Origin of the sequence: Salipiger mucosus DSM 16094 (assembly GCF_000442255.1) — a bacterium.
In the GTDB taxonomy this organism is placed as follows: Bacteria; Pseudomonadota; Alphaproteobacteria; order Rhodobacterales; family Rhodobacteraceae; genus Salipiger; species Salipiger mucosus.
The window spans coordinates 46275-66464 of record NZ_KE557283.1; the positions used below are offsets into that span (position 1 = coordinate 46275).

A 20190-nucleotide genomic window follows, 5' to 3' on the forward strand; every position below is an offset into this window, starting at 1 on the left:
TCTCAGAGACCCTCTGTGTAGGTACGCGGAGCCGTCTCAAGAGGCGATCTCCGCAAACGCCGCCACCGCAGGGCTTGGCTCAAGGACGGCCAGACATAGCGGGAAGTCCGCCCCGTCTGCAGCAGTGGATCGATACGTGATTTGTTCCGGCCGGAACGGCCTCATGCTTTCAGGGACCACCGCCACGCCTGCGCCGACCGCGACGAGCGACAGGACGGCATGCATTCCGTGGGCCTCCTGCGCCACCCGCGGCACGAACCCGGCGTCCGCACACAGGCGAATGACCTGGAGGTGAAAACCACGGCCCTCGACCATGGGCCACAGCACGAAATCCTCGTCCGCAATGTCGGATAGGCAAAGATCAACTTTATCGGCCAGATGATGGTCCGATGACAGGGCGATACAGAGCCTATCATGGTCAAAATCGTGAAGATCGATGCCTGCGACCTGCGCGATCGGGGGGATTACGACACCGGCATCCAAAGTGCCATCCCGTAGCCCTGCCACCTGGCTGGCCGTCGTTGTCTCACGCAATTCCAGCCGAACGTCTGGTCGCGCCGTTCTGAACGCCCGGATGGTGTCAGGCAGCCGACCATAGAGCGCGCTCCCGACGTAACCGAGCCGGATGAGCCCCGTCCGGCCTGCGGCTGTCTCACGCGCTGTCGTGATCGCGTGGTCGGCTTGGCGTAGCGTCTCGCGGGCTTCTCGGAGGAACGTCAGGCCGGCCGCGGTCAGTCCCAGGACACGGTTCTGCCCTCGTTCGATCAGGCCGACGCCGAGATCCTCCTCGAGCTTTCGGATCGCGACCGTCAGGGGAGGCTGCGACATGCCGAGCCGATTGGCGGCCCGGTGGAAATGACGCTCCTCGGCCACGGCGACGAACTGCTCCATCTTCCGGAGATCAATCATTCCGCGCCCGAGTGCAGGCACAATTTTTGATATGTCAGGCATATTGAATCAGGCCATGATTTATATTGGACGTATCATACCGACATGGCCATCTTCCCCGCAATGGAGGATGCCATGATGAAAGAACCAAATTTCAAAGGACAGGCCGTACTCGTTACCGGCGCCGGCCGGGGCTTGGGATTCGCCTATGCCCGCAATATCGGTCAGCTCGGGGCGACGGTCCTGCTGCATGACGTAGGTGCGGAGTCCGATGGACGCGGCCGGGACGGCAAGGTCGCAGAAACCGCAACGGCCGCGCTTCGCGCGGAAGGGATCGACGCCCATCCCTTTGCGGGCGCGATCGACACGCCGGACGGGTGCCGTGCGCTTGTCTACGACTGCATCGCGGTGCGCGGCCGACTGGATGCGCTGATCCACAACGCCGGCTGGGTCGCTTACGAACGGGTCGAGGATCTTAAAGAGCCGTCCTTCGACCACATGATGGCGGTCACGGCAAAGGCGCCGCTCTGGCTCGTTCAAGCTGCATGGCCCGGCATGCGTGACGCCGGTTATGGCAGAATCGTCATAACCACCTCCTGCCGCGCCCTCTATCCGCAATACGTCCAGAAAGGCCTTACCTCCTATGCGGCCGCCAAGATGGCCGCTGTGGGGGTCGTGAATGTCCTGGCCGACGAAGGCGCCGAGCATGGAATTGTCGTCAACGCAGTCTCTCCGGTCGCCAAGACCCGCATGTGGGGCGTCGAGGGTGAGCCGGAAGACCTGAAGCCATCGGCCGTCGCACCCGGTGTCGCGTTCTTGGCCTCCAACGCCTGCACGGAAGGAGGCTGGGTGCTGCGAGCGGCGAACGGCCAGTTTCACGCCACCCGTGCTGTCGAGGCGGAGGGTGTCGATTATCCTCGCAACCTGAGCGCGGTTGCCGCCGACAGCCCGGGCGCGGTGGCCGCTGCGTGGGACAAGATCGCATCCGCCGCACCGGAGGCAAGATAATGAGCGAGGCCAGTTTAGAAGTTGACGTAGCGGCTGGCGCCGACGCGACGATTGGAGAAAGCCCGGTATGGAGTGCGCGGCACGAGCGCTTGCTATGGATCGACATCACTGGGACACAGCTCCACGTCCACGATCCCGCGGAAGGGACCAGCGAGGTCGTCACGACTCCTTCCAGTATCGGTTTCCTTGCGGAGGACCCGTCAGGCGACCTTGTCCTCGGCCTTGAGGATGGGCTTGCTCGCTTGGGCGCTGACGGTAAGATCGAGCGCTTCGCCGGGGCTCCGCACGCCAATCCGGCCTTCCGCTTCAACGACGGGAAGTTCGATGCGCATGGCCGGTTGTGGACCGGGCTCATGAGCAGGGAAGGGAAGAAGCTGAGCGGTATCCTCTACCGGTTCGATCCCGATGGAACGTGGAATGTCGCCGATACCGGCTTCGACCTGCCCAACGGCCTGGAGTGGAGCCGTGACGGTCGAACCTTCTACTTTACGGACTCGCACAAGGGAGAAATCTACGCCTACGACTTCGATGCCGCCTCAGGCGCAATCGAAAACCGGCGATTGTTCTTCAGTATGGACCCGGCCGAGGGCAAGCCGGACGGACTGACGAGAGATGCTGAGGGTTACCTCCTCAGCGTACTGTTCGATGGTTCAGCAATCGCCCGTCTCGCACCGGACGGGCCGCTTGAACGATTGGTCCCCCTGCCGGTGCCGCGCCCGACAAGCTGCGCCTTCGGCGGCGATGGCCGAACGCTGTTCGTCACGACCGCTCGCATCGGGCTATCGGACGCGCAGCTCGAAGACGCTTCTCTGTCCGGCTCACTCTTGCAATTGGATTACGATGACGCCGTCCGATGAAGAGCGCACCGCTCATTTCCATCGCATCGAATTGCGCGGCCGACAACCAAAGCGGACCTTGAACATGGTATGGTGCAGCGAACGGTCGGAAAGTCCGCGTTGCCGTCGTTCCGGCCACCCACAGTGAAACTCCGCTTCGATGAAGATTTTCCAACGCGGGCCGCCGTCGGTCCGGCCATCAACCTCGCACTCCGGCCCGCATCGGAAAATCTTCATCGTTACCGACCTTGGGTGCGGCTCTGCCGAGCGTCGGCACTGCGGACCTGGATTAATCGCGGCAGGGTGCCCGGTCCGACTGTTCGAGACTGAACCGCACTCCGCGCTTCTCCGATCACGTTCTTCGGGCTGACGATTGAGACCTTCTCAAACGTCAGATCGGAGGCTCCCATGTCCGGGTGATCCAGGTCCTTCTGGGCCACGCCAAGGTGACCACGACCCAGCGATACGCCCATGTCGCGACCAGAACGATCCGCGACATCGTCAGCCCCTTCGAGGCGCTGGCCGGGAGTCGCCGGACAGAGCGCGCCCCCAACGGCCGGGACCGGAGTAGATCGCGCCGGGGATGTCCCGGCCGACGCTTGAGCTTGCCGACATCTTCCGTGCCCATGGGCCTGCGTGGCGGCGGGCCAACAAGGGGCATGTCAGCCTGACCCAGCTCAAGGTGATGTCGGCCATCGAAGCTTGCCGAACCGAGGCGCTCGGCGGACACGTGGCGGCCTGCACTAAGTGCGGGCACCAGCACGTCGCCTACAATTCCTGCAAGAACCGTCATTGCCCGAAGTGCCAGGGTCCGGCGGCGCGGGACTGGATAGCCGCGCGGGCCGAGGACTTGCTGCCGGTGGAGTATTTCCACGTCGTCTTCACCCTGCCGGCGGAGATCGCGCGGATCGCCTACTGGAACAAGCGGGCGGTCTACGGGCTGCTGTTCCGCGCCTCGGCCGAGACAGTCGCGACCATCGCTGCCGATCCGCGCCGTGTCGGAGTCCGGGTCGGCATGACCAGCGTGCTCCACACCTGGGGCTCGGCGCTCACTCACCATCCGCATGTCCATATGATCGTGCCGGGCGGCGGCTTGTCGCCCGACGGCGCCCGATGGATATCCTGCCGCAGGGGCTTCTTTCTGCCCGTCCGGGGCCTGTCGCGGCTGTTTCGGCGCCTTTTCCTGGACGGGCTCTCGGCACTGCACCGGGCCGGCAAGCTGTCTTTATTCGGCGACCTCGCACACCTCGCGGACCCTGCCGCATTCGCCGCCTGGCTCGCATCGCTGAGCAAGGCCGAATGGGTGGTCTACGCCAAGCCCCCGTTCGGCGGGCCCGAGGCCATCCTGGCCTATCTCGGCCGCTACACCCACCGCGTTGCGATATCCAACCACCGCCTTGTCAGCGCCAATGCCGAGATCGTCGCGTTCCACTGGAAGGATTACAGGATCAAACGCGGAGATCGGATGAAGGTCATGCGCCTCTCGACCGACGAGTTCATCCGCCGGTTCCTGATCCACGTCCTGCCGGACGGCTTCCATCGCATCCGGCATTACGGCTTCCTCGCCAGTGGCGCCTGCAAACGCAATGTCGAGGCGATCCGCCCTCTGCTCGGCGCCGAGGCGCCTGTTGCGACCGAAGCGACGGACACCGATCCCGCCCCAACCACTCACTCTCAGGGAGCCGTGCCCCGAGTGCGGCGGGGCAATGCGGATCGTCGAGACCTTCCGGCGTGGCGAACGCCCCGTGACCCGCGCTCCGCCTCGAAAGGCCGCTGCATGATGACAGCGCCAGCCATACCCCGACCCCGATCCGGAACGCTACCTCGTTCCGGACACAGGGACGCCGTGCGCCGGTCGTACTCCAAGGCCGAAACGGTGCCACCGCAGCGTCGCCGCACACCCTCTGCCGACTACGGACACCCCCTATGGAACGCAGGAAAGCTGTCCGAAACCAGATCGAGACCCGGCGCTCGGCCCAAACCGCCAACGACGCCGTGCCGCTTTCTCCATAGGGCACCGCCAGACCCCCGCGGCTTCCTCCTTGTCAGGTTTTCCAACGTGGGCCGCCACCGCGCAGAACACCGCCATCACGCCGCGGCCCACATCGAAAAACCTCCGACGAACCGGTCATTCCGCCGGAGACTCGGCCAGTTCCTCGCGAAGCCACGCGAGCAGGGCATCCGTCTATGAGTGCTTCCCGCCTCGGGGACCGCGGAAGACCGAGATCTCGGCGGGGCGGAAGTCGGCCTACTCGCAGACCCTCACGAGCTTGCCGTCGGCGATGAGCCCCCTCACAGTGTCGCGCCACCCGAGCGCGATCCCTTGGCCCGCCACCGCCGCCTGAAGGACCAGCGGAAAGCTGTCGAAGCCGGTAATCTTCGCTTCTCTTGGCTCGAAAGCCTATCAGGGGCGTCCACTCAAGCGGGGCAGGATCATTCCAGCCACGTGCCTGGGTTGCAAGTGTTGCGGCCCACTCGTTCGCGTGTGACGCTTGGGTCAATCCGAAGCAATCGAAAGACCAATCGAATGACATCCGACACCTCGAAGCGCGAGCAATCGTTCGACCTCAAGAGCGGCACGACCAATGCAGCGGCCGTTTCAGGCTACTACGACGACTGGGCCTCGACCTACGACGACACGCTGAAGTCTTGGAACTACCAGGCGCCCTCGGACGCCGCCCAACGTCTCGCCCCGTACCTGAAGGCCGGGGATGCCGTCCTCGATGTTGGCTGCGGCACAGGTCTATTCGGGCAGGCATTGGCGAACCACGGCGCGTTCCGTTTGTTCGGCCTCGATATCTCCACGGAGAGTTTGCGTCTGGCGAAGGGCCTCGATCTTTACGACCGGCTGATCGAACACGACCTCCAGAAGCTGCCGCTGCCCGTTAAGGACAACTCCCTGGCTGCTGCCGCCTCCATCGGCGTGCTCACCTACATTGAGAACGTATCGGACATGCTCCACGACTTGTGCCGATGCGTCGGTCCCGGCGGGGTAATTGCCTTCACCCAAAGAACGGACCGCTGGGCGGATCTCGACTTCGGCAAGACGGTCGAGCAGATCGCCCAGGACGGCCACTGGACCGTTCTCGAGATGAGCGAACCCCACGACTACCTTCCGGGGAACGAGGACTTCGGCCCAGACATCAAGATCATCCATACCATTTGCAGGGTAATCTGACGCGAGCGGCGCAATGCATTCCTTAGCTGAGCTGTACGGATTGGTACCCAACTGCGACCCAGACCGAACCGCGCTCAAGCCAATGAATACAGGGAGCTACTGCATCGGGGGCGTGGTCACGGTCGACGCCGATCGTGACGCCGCTACGATCTTCAAGATCTGCAATAAGCCAACGAGTTAGCCTCCGCTCGGACAGGGTCGCGATTGGGTACCGATCCACACTTATACAGAGCCTGTAACAATCTCGAGTATACGCAAGGAAGAAATCCTAGCTTCTCACTCTGTACACGTGCTTGCCTGCTGAGCTCCACGTCGCGCTCGACACCGGCGGGGTCGTCCTTGAAGAGGAAGTCACGCCACAGCTTTGCCGTTTCGATCGAAGTCTTCGCCAGCTTGGATGACCCAGTCGAGGAAGCCGCGGACGAATGAATTCTGCGACCGGTTCTGGATTGCCGTCGCCCAGTAGGCTGTCCCGAAATCATGGTCGCCGTTCGGAAGGGGCGCGAGCCGGCCTTCGGCCAGCATAGCTTCGTTGATTGATCGCCAGCCAAGCATGATGCCATAGCCATCAAGTGCCGCTTGCGTCGCCTGGACGTAGTTGTCGAAAGTTTGCCGCTGCCTGTTCGGATCGCCAAGGCCTTTTGCCTCGAAATAATCCCGCCATTCCGGCCAATGGCTGGCTTTCGGCGTCGTCACATGGATCAACGGAAACGACTGAAGCTCCCGAAGCTCTCCTTCGAGGGTTGTGATCCGATCCGACCGGCCGACGGGAAACGCGCGCTCGTCGAAGAGCTTCACGGTCTCGCCGTCGTCCCAGCGCCCTGGTCCATAGCGAAGGGCAATGTCGATCCCGGCGGAAAAAGCAGGCATATCCGATGGCGGCGTCTGGACGCTGACCATCGCATCCGGGAAGCGCGCGTAGAATCCGGAAAGCCGCGGCATCAGCCAGTAGGTTGCCATCCCGATGGTGCAGGAAATCGTGACTTGGCGCTCGGCCGCACTGGCACTGGCGCGGATATCCTCGATGGCGGAAGCTATCTGGCCCAGTCCCGCTCGCGTCGCGCGTGCCAACCGATCCCCCGCCTCCGTCGGCCGGGCAGGCTTGGCGCTGCGGTCGAACAGGGGTACGCCGAGCTCCGCCTCGAGCGTCTTCAGCGCCTGCGTCACGGCAGGCCGTGTGACGTTCAGTTCGGCGGCGGCAAGCTGCATGGAGCCCAACCGATGCACGGTGTCGAACGTGGTCAGAAGGCGAAGCTGCGGCAGGCGCTCCATGTAAACTCCTAGCTTAACTTGGAGTCAGAGATATCCGCCTTTTTCCCGAGGTCCATGAGGTTGATGGTCGAGCCAGATTCAACGACCTGCCACCGGAGCCTCCGATGAACGTTATGACCCAAACCACAGAAGCGGCAATTTCCTTGGGGGAGAAGGGCTTAACACTGCCCGTTTCGAACCGGAGCGCCTATTTCAATTATTACTGGCTGCGGGACAACGATCCCACGAGCTTCAATGCCGACACGCGCGAGCGCAGCTTCGACATCTTCCACCTGGCAGAGGCCCCGGTGGCGAAGAGCGCCAGCGTCGAGGGTGATGCGCTCGTCATCGACTGGGCCAACGAGGATCATATCACGCGGATGCCGCTGGCCTGGCTTGACGCCTATGCCGACGGGACGCGTCGCCCCGATCCTGCCGACCTGCCGCGCCGCCCGTGGTACGGCGACCACTATCCCAATGTCGCCCGCTTCACCCATACCGAGGTAATGTCGGACCCCACCAAACGGCGCGCATGGCTCGAGGCAATGATCGTGGAAGGCCTCGCCGTCATCAAAGACATGCCCGATAGCGACGAGGGTCTGACCGAACTGGCCCGCGTGATGGGACAGGTGCGGCCCACCTTCTTCGGCGATTATTTCGACGTGAAGACCCATATCAACCCGACGAACACCGCCTACACGGCCTCGGCGCTGGAGTTACACACAGACACTCCCGCCGAGGAACATGCCCCCGGCATTCAGCTCCTGCACATGCGCGCTAATACCGTGGAAGGTGGCCGTAACCTCTTCGGCGACGGCGTGGCGGCGGCCAATGATTATCGCGAGATCGATCCCGAGGGCTTCCGCCTTCTGGCCGAGACCGACGTGCCGTTCTTCTGCGAGCATGACGATTACGACATGCGCTCGTGGCAGCGGATCATCGAGCTCGATCAGCACGGCGAAGTATCGGGCCTGACCTTCAGCCAGCACATGCTGGACCTGATGGATCTGCCGCAGGAGTTCCTCGATGACTGGTACCCGGCCTTCTGCCGCTTCGGCAAGCTGCTGCAGGACGACAAGTACATCATGCGCTTCACCCTGCAGGCCGGCGAGTGCATCGTGTTCGACAACCACCGCATCGTACACGGCCGGGCGGGCTATACCGCCTCGAGCGGCGACCGCTACATCCGGGGCTGCTACACCGACCGCGCCGAAATGCGCTCAACCTACCGCGCCCTCGTGAGCGAAGGGCGGTTCAAGCGATGAACATGGCCAGTCCCCTCGAGCCCGTCACCGATCCTGCCGCCCTGCGGCAGGATCTCGCCGCGGCGTTCCGGCTGTGCCACCGTTTCGGTTGGTCGGAATCCGTGGGCAATCATTTCAGCGCGGCCATCTCCAACGATGGCCGCCGCTTCCTGCTGAACCGCCGTTGGCAGCACTTCGCGACGATCAAGCCAGGAGACCTGCTCGAATTGGACGTCGACGCGCCGCCGGACATGGACGGACCCGACGCGCCGGATCGGTCTGCCTGGGCCGTCCATGGCACGCTGCACCGCGAGGCGCCGCAGGCGCGTGTGGTGCTGCACTGTCATTCGCCCTACGCCACGGCGCTTGCGTGCCTCAAGGATCCGACCCTTCTTCCTATCGACAACAATACTGCGCGGTTCTTTGGGCGTGTGGGCTACGATCTGGAGTTTGGAGGCATCTCCGACAGCGATGCGGAAGGCGCGCATCTGGTCAAGGCACTCGGTGACAAATCCGTTCTGGTCATGGGCAATCACGGCGTCACCATCACTGGCGAAAGCGTGGCGGATGCGTTCGAGGACCTCTACTTCTTCGAGAAGGCCGCACAGACCTTGGTCCTGGCCCGCTCGACTGGACAGCCGCTTTCGATCCTGGACGATACCATCGCCATGAACACTGCCGAAGGGTGGCGCGCCTACCGGGGCATGGGCGTGCGCCATTTCGAATACCTCAAATCGACACTCGACCGGGAGGAGCCCGACTGGCGCGGATAGCATCGTGCCGCGCACGCGAGGCGGATCAGTCCGTCTCGTCCAGTCCGGCGACCTCGGCACTGAGCGCCAACGACACCAGCACGTCGCATGGGCTGGCCCCTTCACCCAGGGCGTCGCCCATGGCGGTCATCATGGGACGCTCGACGCGCTGCACGGCCGCCATCGCGCGCTCGACCAGGTCGGTGCCCAATGCGGTCAAGGCGACCGGCCTTGAGCGCCGGTCGCCGGTGCTGGACGGACGCGCAATCAGGTCGCGCTCCTCGAGCTTGCCAAGCACCTTCGTCAACCCGCCCGAGGAGATCAGCATCGCGTCATAAAGCGCAGAGGGCGTCAGACGGTGCGGCGGGGGCTGAGAGCGCAGCGCACACAGCAGCTCGAACTCCGTCAGGCTCAGATCGAATGGCCCCAGCCCCACCTGCGCCGCACGCTCGAGCAACCGTGAAAGCCGTTGGACCGCTATGTTCACGCCCGCATGCTCCGCAGCCATGCCAGGCCAGTTCTCTCGCTGGAGCGCCAGCATCTCCGATATCTTGTCCAAGGCATCCGTTTTCATGTCCGTCATGGTAGCAAGCAAAGTTTATCTTGCAAGGAAGATAAATAGCACCCATATATCTTTCCAGAAAGATAAAATGCCGCCAAGGATGCACGCCAATGACCTTCTCTTCCTCTTCGCCCCGCCAAGGCTCCTCTCCGTCCCGCCGAAGCGCGCCCAGTTCCTACGGTTGCGTCTCCCGTTTCAACCATTGGCTCACTGCCACCCTGTTCATCGGCGCACTCGGCCTAGGCCTCGTGATGGCTTATGGCGGATTGCCGCGCGAAAGCGTCGGCGCGCTGATGGGCTGGCACAAGGCACTGGGCGTCGCGACCATCGCCTACGGCCTCTGGCGTGTCGGCTGGCGCATTGCGAAAGGCTTCCCGCCGCCCGCCTCCAAAACACCCGCCTGGCAAATCGCGGCGTCGAAAGCGGTCCATGTTGGGCTGCTCGCCGCGATCCTCGCGATGCCGCTTTCGGGGATCCTGATGACCGTATCCTCGGGCCGCGCGCTGAGCATCTGGGGCGTGACCCTGCTGCCATCCCTAGGCGAGATCGGCTGGCTCGAGACCGCCGCCGAAGCGGTTCACGCGCAACTTCCCTTCGCGGTTTTTGCTATGCTGGCACTCCATATCGGAGCGGCGCTGAAGCACCATTTCATCGATCACGATGCCACGCTGGCCCGCATGACATCAGGCCGCATCCGCGCCTGATGCCTTGTTCTCATTGCGGACGGCACTCCGCCGCTCTGCTTCCATACCGACATCCGGAAACCAGAAATGACCTGTAAACTGCATCTAACCGCTTCCGCCTTGGCCGGCGCACTGGCCATCTCGGCCGTGACCGCCAGCGCCCAGCCTATTGAACCACCCGCCGGCGAAACGGTCGCGCTGCCCCTCGCCGACGTGGCGGAGCTGGCACCTGCAAACGCCACCGCCGAGGCCATCGTGACGGCCGCGCAGGATTTTCTGGACACGCTCGAAGCGGACCAGCGAGAGTCGGTGATATTCGCCTTCGACGACAACACCCAGCGCGCGCGCTGGTCGAACCTGCCAGACAGCCTTTCCCCGCGTGCGGGGTTGAGCCGAGAGGATATGAGCGAAGATCAACGCGCCGCTCTCGACTCTTTGTTGGCTCAGGTGCTGAGCGCCGACGGCGTCCGCAACGAGACATTGCAGCGCCACGCTGACGGCCAGCTGACCGACGGCGGCCCCATCGGCAACGGCGACACGCTCGAGTTTGGGGAAGACCTCTATTACGTATCGATCCTCGGGCAGCCCGAGACCGACGCGCCGTGGATGCTGCAATATGGCGGCCACCACCTCGCCATCAACGCGACCTTCGCAGGCGGCCAAGCTTCGTTTTCGCCCATGCTGACAGGCGGGCAGCCGTTGACCGTCGATTACGATGGCGAAACCGTCTACATCACTCGGGAGGAGGTCCAGGCGTCCCGGGATTTCCTCGCCACGCTCGATGAGGACCAGCGCGACTCCGCCATTGTGAGCGATCAGCCGGCCCAGCTCCTACTCGGTCCCGGAGCGCACGGGACCACCATCGCAGCTGAAGGCATCTCGGGCGCGGACCTCTCCGATGCCCAGCAGGAGGCGCTTTTGGCCGTCATCGAGGCGCGGATCGGCCAGTTCAACGACCGCGACGCCGGTGCCGTGATGGACAAAGTCCGCGAGACCTTGGACCAGACGACATTCGGGTGGTGGGGGCCTCAAGAGCCCTTCGGGGCCGCCTACCTTCGCGTGGTCGGCCCGACGATCATGCTTGAATACTCCCCGCAGAGCATGGGGAGCGATGGGACCGAGCACACGCACAACATGTACCGGGACCCGACGAACGATTACGGAAGCGCCTGGGTCGGAGCAGAATGATGAAATACTACCTTTTCGCCGCGGCGCTCTTTCCGGCGCTCGCCGACGCCCACCCTCACGGAACGGTGGAGCAGCAGCTGCATCTTTCCCTGGGCCGCGACATGGCGGAACTGACTTGGATCATTGTGCCGCCTGCCGAGCAGGCCGGTCATCTTCTCGCCCATCTCGACCTTGATGGCGACAGCGCACTGGACGAAGCGGAACGTGCCGCATTCGCGCAGGCTCTTGTCGACGCGACCTTGCTGTCGGTGAACGGTGAGGAGGTCGCCCTGGCAGAGAGCGAGGCGATAGTGCCGGACGCGACCGCCATCAGCCAGGACGCGGGCAGGCTTGAAATGACTGCACGGTCGAACCTGGTGCTGCCAACGGAGTCGTTCGCCACGCTGTCGGTCGAGGTCAGCTATTCCGAGTTCTCGGAAGACTGGTTCATCCAGCCCTTTTATTTCGAGAACCTCGCGGACGGCGCATCGCCCCGGATCGAGCGAGCGCCCAACGCGCTGACGGTCTCGATCCCGGCAGTGGCACGGTGACCAGTCGACGATACCTACGGCACAACCGCGCGGCAGGGTGCATCCTTGCTTATCGAAGGGCCCGATAGACGGCGTCGACACAGGTCAGAACGTCGCTTTGATCATTGTAGAAGTGTGGGGAAAGCCGCAAGTTCTCTCCCCGGACGGAGGCCGCGACCCCATGCGCCTTGAGCGTCTTGAGCACATGGTGGACTGACCGGCCCCCGAGGGGAACCGAGACGATCGGGCTGAGATTTTCCCGGGGGATGTTCGCGGTCGCGGTCTTGCGGTCGCGAAGGCCAAATGTCAACGGCGGAGCAAAAACCGGCCACGTGGCGGCGCAATACCAGGCCAGTGGCGGGGCGCGAGGCGCCATGGCGCGCGCGCTCCCCAGATAGCTGGCGCGTGCCATGGCGCATTGGCCCGCAGGGCCAATCCCGTTGTGGATGATCAGGTTGGGGCTTCTGCCTTTCGGGCGCGGCTCTGGGCAAGCCTGTAGCTCTCGCCGTTCATCTCGATGATGTTGACGTGGTGGGTCAGCCGGTCGAGGAGAGCGCCAGTGAGGCGCTCGGTTCCGAAGGTTTCGGTCCATTCGTCGAATGGCAGATTACTGGTGATCATCGTGGCGCCACGCTCGTAACGCTGCGAGATCAACTCGAACAGGAGTTCGGCGCCGGTCTTGGACAGCGGCACGAAGCCCAACTCGTCGATGATCAGCAGCTTGACGCCGGCCATCTGTTTCTGGACGCGCAGGAGGCGGCGTTCATCGCGCGCTTCCATCAGCTCGTTGACGAGTGCGGCGGCGGTGGTGAAGCCGACTGCCATGCCCTTCTGGCAGGCGGCCAGCCCGAGCCCGAGGGCCACATGCGTCTTGCCCGTGCCGCTCGGGCCGAGGGCGATGACATTCTCGCGCCGGTCGATCCATTCGCAGCGAGCGAGTTCCAGCACCTGCATCTTGTTCAGCTTGGGGATCGCCTTGAAGTCGAAGCTGTCGAGGCTCTTGGTCGCCGGGAACTTCGCGGCCTTGATGCGGCGCTCCACCATTCGCCGTTCACGATCGATCAGCTCCAGCTCGACCAGACGGGCCAGGAACTGGACATGGTCCACCCCCTCGGCCGCGCACTGGCGGCCCAGCTTCTCATATTCCCGCAGGAAGGTGGGGAGCTTCAGCGTCTTCAGATGATCCGCGAGCAGGATCTTCGGGGTGTCGGTCATGCCACATCCCGCGACAGCAGGGACATGTAGCTGGCCGCCGAGGTGGTCCCGACAGTTGCGCGTGGCAGGTAGGGATAGATATCGAGGTCCAGCTTCGGCGGCCGTTTCTCGACATGGCAGAGAACGAGGTGCTTCACGGCATCGAAGCCGACCGCGCCCAATTGCAGCGCCTTCTTCACCGCCGCGTGGAGATCGTCGATGTCGAAGGTCTCGAGCAGGCGCAGGACCTGGACGTATTCCCGGCGCCCGGCCTTGACCATCCGCGCTTCCATCAGGCGGCGCAGGGTTGCGAACTCGGGTGGCAGATCCCACTCGGCCAAGGGAGCTGCCTGATCCAGGGCGTTGATCTTCCGCTCGATCAGCGGAAGGTAGTGGACCGGATCGAAGACCATGTCCTCGCGGTCGTAGCAGCGGGGATGGCGTGCGATGAGTTCGCCACCGCAGCCGATCACGACCTCGTCGACATAGCCCCTGACCCAGACGTCGCGGTGGCCGTAAGCGACCGGCACCGAGTAATCGTTGGTCTTGTAGCGCACCAGCGCTTGGGAGCTGACCCGCCCCGTAGCCTGATCGCAGGCTTCGAACGGCGACGCCGGAAGGTCGGACATTGCGGCCAGATCCCGCGCGAGCCGTTCCCCGATGGTCTCTGACTGGCCGCGGAGCACGTCCGCCTGACGCCTGCGGCACTGACCCTCAAGGCGGACGTTGAATGCGTCCCACATCGCGAACCGCGGGACCGGCACCATGAAGTTGCGGCGGGAATAGCCGACCAATCCCTCCACGTTGCCCTTGTCGTTCCCCTTGCCGGGGCGGCCGTAGCGGTCGCGGAACAGGTAGTGGGACAGGAACCCGCTGAAGAGAGTGGCTCGCTGACGCGTGCCGTCCGGCAGGATCTTCGCAACCAGGCAGCGGTCGTTGTCGTAGAGGACCGACGCGGGCACCTTGCCGAAGAACGCGAAGGCGTGGACGTGGCCATCGACCCAGGCTTCCGCTGTCGCCGCGGGATAAGCCCGCACGAAGCAGGCATCGCTGTGCGGCAGGTCCAGGACGAAGAAATGCGCCTTCTGTTCGACCCCGCCGATGATGACCACCGCCTCGCCGAAGTCGGCCTGAGCATGGCCGGGCGGATGCGCCAAGGGCACGAACAGTTCGCGGCCGTGCCGTTCCCGCTCCCGCATGTAATCCTTGACGATGGTGTAGCCGCCGGTGAACCCGTGCTCATCGCGGAGCCGCTCGAACACCCGCTTGGCTGTATGCCGTTGCTTGCGATGGCCCCCGCGATCGTTCTCCAGCCAGCCGTCGATGATGCCCGTGAAGGCATCCAGCTTCGGCCGCTTCACCGGGGCCGTTCGCCGGTAACCAGGCGGTACCGAGAACGCCATCATCTTGGCTACGGTGTCGCGCGAGACGTTGAAATGCCGGGCCGCCTCTCGCTGGCTCATCCCCTCGGCACAGGCCAGTCGCACCTTCCGATACAAGTCCACGGTGAAAATCCTCCCGCCCTCCCTGCCGCCAGAAAGGGTAAAGGTGGACGACTTTTACGCCGCCCGCAGCAGGGTCACCCCGCCGCTACCGTGGCCGACTTTCTCACCGCCGTTCTCACATTCATACCACCGGGGACGGACCATCAACTCCGTCGATGGCCTGCAGGGCCACGCGGACCTTTACGCTATCGGCAGGCGACAACGGAAGAACGGGGCGCGGAGGAAGAGCGTCGGTGAGGCCGATCTCGTGCGCCATGGCGTAGACCACGCGGAGGCTTCCGAACGCGCGGAAGAGATCCCAGAGCGGTGCGAGCCGTGCGTCCATAGCCATTGCCGCCTCGGCGTCGCCACTCCGGGCCACCTCCGTGATCTGCATGGCCGGACCCGGGAGGATGCCGCCGAGGACGCTGAACCAGGCGTCCGCGCCGGCCAGAAGTGCCTCTGTGCAGCCCCAGTCGCCGCTGTAGCCGATGGCAAAGTCGCGCGGCACACGGCCGCGGAGGTCGTCCAGCTCGTCGGCGATGGTGCGATCCGCGGGCAGGGGCATCTTGACCGCCGCGACGTGGTCCAACCGCGACAATCGCTCGATCAGGTCCGGCGTGAAGGTGAAATGCGTGGTCGAGGGATTGTTGTAGAGGCAGAGCGGCAGCTCCCCGGCCTCCGCCACGGCGCGAGCATGCGCGAAGACCTCGTCCTCCGTCAGCGGCGTGTAGGAGACGGGGGCGAGCAACAGCCCGTCCGCTCCGGCGTCTCTTGCATCCCGCGCCAGCGCCGCGGCCGCGTCGGTACGAAGCGCGCCGACGCCGACGATCAACGGGATCGCGCCCGCCAGCCGGCCGCCCGTGTCGATGGCCCGTCGCCGCTCGGCGCGGCTGAGATACATGTAGCCGCCGGTGCTGCCCAGAAGGCCCACGGAGTCCACGCCTGCGGCGACGAGGCGATCCAGCACACGGCCGAGCGCTTCGGCATCGACGCGGCCCTCGGAATCGGCCGGTGTGATCGGAAAGGCCGAGAGGCCGTGAAAGAGGGTCATGGTAGCGTCTCCTGCGCGTGGGTCAGTTCTCGGCGGATCGTCGTCAGGGCCGCAGTGAGATCAGAGAGGGGCACGCCACCGAAGGCGAGGCGAATGGCCTGCGGCGGATCTCCGACGGCGTAGGGGGCGCCGGGGGACACGGCGACGCCGCACTCTCGAAGCCGGGCCACCAGCGGGTCGGCGCGGCGCCCCGTGGGCAGCGGCATCCAGGCGAAGCCCGCGTTGCGATGGGCGACGAGGGCGAGATCGGCGAGCGTCTCCCGGCAGAGGCGCTGGCGCTCGGCCCCGTCGCGCCGCCGTGTATCTTCGCTCGCCCCCAGCGTCCCATCCTCGATCCAGGCGGTGACAAGTGCGGTGATCAGCGCGGGCGTATTCCATGTGGTCGCCCGGATGGCGCCGGTCAGCCGGCCAAGCTGCGTCTCGGGCGCGATCAGAAAGCCGACGCGTAGCCCCGTTCCGAGGCTCTTGGAGACTCCACCAACATGGATCGTCCGCTCCGGAGCAAGCTCGCGAAGGCTCGGGGGCGGATCGGTCTCGAGGAAGGCGTAGGCGCTGTCTTCTATGATCAGTAGGTCGCGGCGCCGGGTCACCTCGACGATCCGGCGCCGCGTGGCCTCGTTCATGACCGCGCCGAGAGGGTTCTGCACCGTCGGCATCAGGTAGACGGCGCGCAATCCGTGCGACCGGCACGCGTGATCGAGTGCGTCCGGGTCCATCACGCCCGCATCGCCCTCGACAGGGACCAGCGACGTGCCTCGCAGGGCAGCGACCGATTTGATCCCCGCATAGGTGAGCGGATCCGTCCCGACCGCGTCGCCGGGACCGAACAAGCCCAACATAATCAGTGACAGCGCGTGCTGCGCCCCCGAGGTGACCAGCAGGGTCTCTGGCGCTACCGGTCCGAGGCGCGCGGACGCCCAGTCTGCAAGGACTTTCCGCTCGTGTGGCCGGCCGTCATGCGGCTGGTAGCGCAGCATCGCGTCGAGATCACCGCCCGCAGCGAGCCGCTTCAGCCCTGCGCGCAGCATGTCCGCGTCGGCGGCGCTCCCCGGCATGTTGAAAACGAGATCGATGAGGCCGTCCGAGGCCGCCTGCTCCACGCCGACGCCCGCAGGGACAGAGGCGTCCCGCACGAACATACCGCGGCCGCGCTCTCCGACGATCAGATTGCGGCGCTCGAGCTCCCGATAGGCGCGCGTCGCGGTCGCGAGCGCGACGCCGTGCCGTTCGGCAAAGGCGCGGTGTGGCGGCAGCTTCGCGCCGGGCGGCAGAGTCCCGTCGGCGATCTGTGCCGCAACCCTGTCGGCGAGGTCGATGAACTGTGTGCGGGGCATGGGGCCAACTGTATCTAGTACAATAAAAATATTGTATTGAATCGTGTCGGGTGTCAACGAGCGGCTAGCAACCAGCCGAAAGATCGCCCATGTCCCGCCCCGCCGCCGCGCTCTGCCTTGCCGTCTCGCTCTTTCTCGTCACCTACGCGGTCAACCTGCAGGCGCCGCTCTACGACGCCTACGCCGCGGCCAGCGGGCGAGGGCCAGCCGCGGTCACGATCGCCTTCGCGGCCTATGTGGCAGGCCTGATGCCGACGCTGCTCTGTCTCGGCGGGCTGTCGGACCGTATCGGACGGCGCATTCCACTGGCGATGGCGCTCCTTCTCGGCGCGGCGGCGACTGCCCTGCTTGTCGTCTCGCCCTCCTGGACCACGCTCGTCGTCGCCCGCATGCTCCTCGGGGTCGGGACAGGCCTCGCCACCACAGCAGGGACAGCGTTCATGGTCGAACTGATGGGCGCTGACCGGAGCCGCAGCGCGGCCTTGGCGGTCACATCGGCGACCTCGCTCGGCTTCGGCGGCGGTGCGCTCGCCACCGGGATGAGCTTGTCGCTGACCGGCCCGTCGTTCTTTCCCGCGAGCTTCGCGATCCTCTTCGTCCTGGCACCACTCTTGGCGGTCTGCATGATCTGCGCGCCAAAAGGTGCGCAGGCGCAAGGCGGTGCCCTCGTGCGTCTTCCCGTCTTTCCGCGAGGCACGTGGATTTTCGGAGCAACGCTCGCGCTCGCCTGGTCGGCCACGGGCATGATCATTGCCGTCGTCCCGCTCGAACTCGCGATGCACGGCCTGTTTGGATGGACCGGTCCGGTGATCTTCCTCGCGATCTTCGTCGGCTTTCTGTGCCAGCCTGTCGCCAAGCGCCTGAGCGACAAGGCATCGCTCGCACTGGGACTTGCCCTCATCCCGTCGGGCTTTGGCCTCATCCTCTTCGGGAGCTGGATGCAAGCGATTGCACCCGTCCTGATCGGAACGGCCCTTTCGAGCGCGGCCAGCTACGGCTTCGTCTTCCTCGCCGCGCTCTCAGAGGTCTCGGACCGCGCAGGCCAGGACAGGTCCCGCGCCACCGCGGGACTTTTCGTCTACGCCTATGCCGGGTTTTCCCTGCCGGTCATCGGGAGCGGCGTGCTTGCCGAAACCATGGGGCTGGTCCCGGCAATGGCTGTCTTCCTCGGTCTGCTCATCGTCGGCTCTATTGCGTTGGCCGGTTTCTTGACGGCGAGATCGACCGCACCAGTGGAGCAGCCGACATGAGTTCTTCGCTTATTCCGCCACGCGTCGGGTCGGTGCAGTTAGGTACCCCGCGCGTCCTCCGTCGTTTGCCAATCTCCAACACTCCGAGATCTAATGATTGAAGCTGCCGGTCATCTTTTCCCTCACTTCGGCGCATGGACCGCATGCGCCGCATCGGTTCTTTGCGGCACTGTACTCCAGAGGCTGTCTGGCGCAGGCTTCGGGATGATCGCCGCGCCAACTTTTGTGATCTTCGCCCCCGAGTTTCTTCCGGGGAAGATCCTCCTCCTCGGGCTCGTTATCGGTCTCGGGGCGTTCATGGGTAGGCGCGATGCGGTCGTGCGCTCCTAATCTGGCCCCGGGACTTCCCGGCCGCGTCATCGGCGCAATCATCGCGGCCTCTGTCGCGCGTCTGATCGTCGGCACTGACATGCTTCCCGTGATTCTAGCCCTGATCGTATTGCTCGCCGTCGGTTTGACGGTCGCGGTGGTAGCGCTTTTTGGGTTCTGCCCACTTGTCCAGCGGTTCGAACGTGGTGCGATCCGTCCTTGGGCCTTGGGATTGGCTACGCTCTCGGCCTTCGTTCTGCTCGCGCGCACACTGTCGTGGGGTGCCGTATCACTTGATTCGTCATGGCGCCGGCGCGGAGGGGGGCGACATAAACGGACTTTCGAGCATGCCGCAGCGAACGGCAGTACCGTCCCGACTCCTGCCGCTCAGGCAAGGGTCCTGTCCTATGACGAGGCTCGGTGGATCCCGGCTTCGCCCTCTGTCGCTGCCTTGCTCGGTTCCGACTCCTCAGGCAGCCTCGCGCCATGATCACGACCGACTGGCGGCCCAACAACGGCGCGGAATTCCTGCGGCATACCTTCGCCATCGGCGACGTCCATGGACGGGCAACGACCCTCAACCAGCTTCTCGATCACCTCGAAGATCTTCCGGTCTACGGCCGCGTGCGCGAGATCATCTTCGCCGGCGACCTGACGGACCGGGGACCCGACAGCCTGGGATCGATCCAGCGCGCCTGGGAGGCGCTCGACCGTTTTGATTATGGAACGCTCCTGCCCGGGAACCACGAACTCATGATGGTCAGCGCACTCGACTTCGATCCCTTCATGCTCCGGAACTGGCTCGCCAACGGCGGGAACACCGCCCTGAAGCAGGTCGATCCGCGCGAGGCACTCGATATCCCGGAAAGGCTCAGGGCGTTTCGGGCGGCCCTCCCCTTGGGGTTCGAGGAGTTGATGCGGACAGGACCCACCCATCTCGTGCGCAACGGCTGTCTGTTCGTGCATGCCGGCCTGCATCCTCACATGGACCGTAACGAGTTCCTCGCCGCGCCGCGCTTCGAGGTAGGCGACACCCACTGGGCATGGATCCGGCAGCCCTTCCTAAGCTGGGAGGGCGGATGGGAGCACCTGGGTCTGCGCCTCGTGGTCCATGGACATTCGCCGGCCATCACCCGACTGTTCGAGGACAAGGAGCAAGCTGAGCGATACCTCGACGTGGTGACGGAACATGCCGCCATCTGCGTCGACGCCGGGGCCGCGGCGGTGCCACAGGTCGCGGCAGTCGAGTTTGCTGGATGGTATCACCGTCTTCATGTCGCTCAGGGAAGCGACGGAAATTAACGTCAGAAGATTTTTCGAACTCTAACCGGAAGGGAGGTCGCTGAACGCCTTCATGCTCCAATGGCACCTTCCTTGACTGAATCGGCGACGAAGCGTGTGTCGCGGCGAGCAGGAGCGTCCCAGCGCCCGGAAGCGAGCCCCCTCCACTTGAAGTACCTCGCGGA

17 protein-coding genes and 1 pseudogene are annotated in these 20190 nt (G+C 64.7%); 11 read left to right on the forward strand and 7 right to left on the reverse strand.

Annotated elements, in window-relative coordinates:
• Nucleotides 1-36: 36 nt before the first annotated feature.
• Nucleotides 37-891, reverse strand: coding sequence for a LysR family transcriptional regulator (locus SALMUC_RS22600; RefSeq protein WP_198014657.1), 855 nt, complete (start codon nt 889-891; stop codon nt 37-39).
• A 102-nt stretch (nt 892-993) separates the two neighbouring features.
• Between SALMUC_RS22600 and SALMUC_RS22605 the strand changes: the two genes are divergently transcribed.
• From SALMUC_RS22605 to SALMUC_RS22620, 4 genes and pseudogenes are all read left to right on the forward strand, one after another.
• A complete protein-coding gene (locus SALMUC_RS22605) occupies nt 994-1896 on the forward strand; it encodes an SDR family NAD(P)-dependent oxidoreductase (RefSeq protein ID WP_020041028.1) in 903 nt (300 codons plus the stop codon).
• Entirely contained in the window at nt 1896-2753 is an 858-nt protein-coding gene (locus tag SALMUC_RS22610; RefSeq protein WP_020041029.1) for an SMP-30/gluconolactonase/LRE family protein, read from the forward strand. Before SALMUC_RS22605 ends, SALMUC_RS22610 begins: the two co-directional genes overlap by 1 nt.
• Before the next feature lie 562 nt (nt 2754-3315).
• Nucleotides 3316-4513: pseudogene (locus SALMUC_RS22615) on the forward strand (IS91 family transposase).
• 746 nt (nt 4514-5259) lie between these two features.
• Complete coding sequence (locus SALMUC_RS22620) at nt 5260-5910, forward strand: class I SAM-dependent DNA methyltransferase (protein ID WP_020041031.1); 651 nt, start codon at nt 5260-5262, stop codon at nt 5908-5910.
• A 351-nt stretch (nt 5911-6261) separates the two neighbouring features.
• On the opposite strand, the gene SALMUC_RS22625 is transcribed toward SALMUC_RS22620, so the two are convergent.
• On the reverse strand, nt 6262-7182 hold the full coding sequence (locus SALMUC_RS22625; protein ID WP_020041032.1) for a LysR substrate-binding domain-containing protein: 921 nt from the start codon (nt 7180-7182) through the stop codon (nt 6262-6264).
• A gap of 113 nt (nt 7183-7295) precedes the next feature.
• Here SALMUC_RS22625 and SALMUC_RS22630 point away from each other — a divergent pair, with 113 nt between their 5' ends.
• Together SALMUC_RS22630 and SALMUC_RS22635 are read left to right on the forward strand one after the other, a co-directional pair.
• Nucleotides 7296-8426 (forward strand): TauD/TfdA family dioxygenase, encoded by a 1131-nt coding sequence (locus SALMUC_RS22630; protein WP_021120848.1) that lies wholly within the window; start codon nt 7296-7298, stop codon nt 8424-8426.
• A complete protein-coding gene (locus tag SALMUC_RS22635; RefSeq protein WP_020041034.1) occupies nt 8423-9178 on the forward strand; it encodes a class II aldolase/adducin family protein in 756 nt (251 codons plus the stop codon). The genes SALMUC_RS22630 and SALMUC_RS22635 overlap by 4 nt, the downstream gene beginning before the upstream one ends.
• 25 nt (nt 9179-9203) lie before the next feature.
• On the opposite strand, the gene SALMUC_RS22640 is transcribed toward SALMUC_RS22635, so the two are convergent.
• Nucleotides 9204-9740, reverse strand: coding sequence for a MarR family winged helix-turn-helix transcriptional regulator (locus SALMUC_RS22640; RefSeq protein ID WP_020041035.1), 537 nt, complete (start codon nt 9738-9740; stop codon nt 9204-9206).
• An 89-nt stretch (nt 9741-9829) separates the two neighbouring features.
• Here SALMUC_RS22640 and SALMUC_RS22645 point away from each other — a divergent pair, with 89 nt between their 5' ends.
• The 3 genes from SALMUC_RS22645 to SALMUC_RS22655 all read left to right on the forward strand — a co-directional run bounded on the left by SALMUC_RS22645 (nt 9830) and on the right by SALMUC_RS22655 (nt 12120).
• Entirely contained in the window at nt 9830-10423 is a 594-nt protein-coding gene (locus SALMUC_RS22645) for a cytochrome b (RefSeq protein ID WP_051155992.1), read from the forward strand.
• A 66-nt stretch (nt 10424-10489) separates the two neighbouring features.
• Entirely contained in the window at nt 10490-11590 is a 1101-nt protein-coding gene (locus SALMUC_RS22650) for a DUF3500 domain-containing protein (protein ID WP_020041037.1), read from the forward strand.
• Nucleotides 11590-12120, forward strand: a complete 531-nt coding sequence (locus tag SALMUC_RS22655) for a hypothetical protein (protein ID WP_156883625.1) — start codon at nt 11590-11592, stop codon at nt 12118-12120. The genes SALMUC_RS22650 and SALMUC_RS22655 overlap by 1 nt, the downstream gene beginning before the upstream one ends.
• A 429-nt stretch (nt 12121-12549) precedes the next feature.
• Here SALMUC_RS22655 and istB read toward each other — a convergent pair whose 3' ends face one another.
• The 4 genes from istB to SALMUC_RS22675 form a co-directional block, all read right to left on the reverse strand.
• Nucleotides 12550-13314 (reverse strand): IS21-like element helper ATPase IstB, encoded by a 765-nt coding sequence (gene istB / locus SALMUC_RS22660; RefSeq protein WP_020041039.1) that lies wholly within the window; start codon nt 13312-13314, stop codon nt 12550-12552.
• A complete protein-coding gene (istA, locus tag SALMUC_RS22665; RefSeq protein ID WP_021120852.1) occupies nt 13311-14798 on the reverse strand; it encodes an IS21 family transposase in 1488 nt (495 codons plus the stop codon). Before istA ends, istB begins: the two co-directional genes overlap by 4 nt.
• A 121-nt stretch (nt 14799-14919) precedes the next feature.
• Nucleotides 14920-15831: a dihydrodipicolinate synthase family protein gene (locus tag SALMUC_RS22670; protein ID WP_020041041.1), complete on the reverse strand. Its 912-nt coding sequence runs from the start codon at nt 15829-15831 to the stop codon at nt 14920-14922.
• Nucleotides 15828-17165, reverse strand: coding sequence for an aminotransferase-like domain-containing protein (locus SALMUC_RS22675; protein WP_020041042.1), 1338 nt, complete (start codon nt 17163-17165; stop codon nt 15828-15830). Before SALMUC_RS22675 ends, SALMUC_RS22670 begins: the two co-directional genes overlap by 4 nt.
• Before the next feature lie 89 nt (nt 17166-17254).
• Here SALMUC_RS22675 and SALMUC_RS22680 point away from each other — a divergent pair, with 89 nt between their 5' ends.
• Both SALMUC_RS22680 and SALMUC_RS28505 read left to right on the forward strand, forming a co-directional pair.
• Complete coding sequence (locus SALMUC_RS22680; RefSeq protein ID WP_020041043.1) at nt 17255-18415, forward strand: MFS transporter; 1161 nt, start codon at nt 17255-17257, stop codon at nt 18413-18415.
• Nucleotides 18416-19210: 795 nt separating this feature from the next.
• Nucleotides 19211-20026: a metallophosphoesterase gene (locus SALMUC_RS28505; protein ID WP_020041045.1), complete on the forward strand. Its 816-nt coding sequence runs from the start codon at nt 19211-19213 to the stop codon at nt 20024-20026.
• Nucleotides 20027-20190: the final 164 nt, after the last annotated feature.

Excerpts from the sequence above, each read along its gene's own strand:
- SALMUC_RS22600 (WP_198014657.1), bottom strand. The coding sequence starts at position 891 with ATGGAGCAGTTCGTCGCCGTGGCCGAGGAGCGTCATTTCCACCGGGCC.
- SALMUC_RS22605 (WP_020041028.1), top strand. The coding sequence starts at position 994 with ATGGCCATCTTCCCCGCAATGGAGGATGCCATGATGAAAGAACCAAAT.
- SALMUC_RS22610 (WP_020041029.1), top strand. The coding sequence starts at position 1,896 with ATGAGCGAGGCCAGTTTAGAAGTTGACGTAGCGGCTGGCGCCGACGCG.
- SALMUC_RS22620 (WP_020041031.1), top strand. The coding sequence starts at position 5,260 with ATGACATCCGACACCTCGAAGCGCGAGCAATCGTTCGACCTCAAGAGC.
- SALMUC_RS22625 (WP_020041032.1), bottom strand. The coding sequence starts at position 7,182 with ATGGAGCGCCTGCCGCAGCTTCGCCTTCTGACCACGTTCGACACCGTG.
- SALMUC_RS22630 (WP_021120848.1), top strand. The coding sequence starts at position 7,296 with ATGACCCAAACCACAGAAGCGGCAATTTCCTTGGGGGAGAAGGGCTTA.
- SALMUC_RS22635 (WP_020041034.1), top strand. The coding sequence starts at position 8,423 with ATGAACATGGCCAGTCCCCTCGAGCCCGTCACCGATCCTGCCGCCCTG.
- SALMUC_RS22640 (WP_020041035.1), bottom strand. The coding sequence starts at position 9,740 with ATGACGGACATGAAAACGGATGCCTTGGACAAGATATCGGAGATGCTG.
- SALMUC_RS22645 (WP_051155992.1), top strand. The coding sequence starts at position 9,830 with ATGACCTTCTCTTCCTCTTCGCCCCGCCAAGGCTCCTCTCCGTCCCGC.
- SALMUC_RS22650 (WP_020041037.1), top strand. The coding sequence starts at position 10,490 with ATGACCTGTAAACTGCATCTAACCGCTTCCGCCTTGGCCGGCGCACTG.
- SALMUC_RS22655 (WP_156883625.1), top strand. The coding sequence starts at position 11,590 with ATGAAATACTACCTTTTCGCCGCGGCGCTCTTTCCGGCGCTCGCCGAC.
- istB (WP_020041039.1), bottom strand. The coding sequence starts at position 13,314 with ATGACCGACACCCCGAAGATCCTGCTCGCGGATCATCTGAAGACGCTG.
- SALMUC_RS22670 (WP_020041041.1), bottom strand. The coding sequence starts at position 15,831 with ATGACCCTCTTTCACGGCCTCTCGGCCTTTCCGATCACACCGGCCGAT.
- SALMUC_RS22675 (WP_020041042.1), bottom strand. The coding sequence starts at position 17,165 with ATGCCCCGCACACAGTTCATCGACCTCGCCGACAGGGTTGCGGCACAG.
- SALMUC_RS22680 (WP_020041043.1), top strand. The coding sequence starts at position 17,255 with ATGTCCCGCCCCGCCGCCGCGCTCTGCCTTGCCGTCTCGCTCTTTCTC.
- SALMUC_RS28505 (WP_020041045.1), top strand. The coding sequence starts at position 19,211 with ATGATCACGACCGACTGGCGGCCCAACAACGGCGCGGAATTCCTGCGG.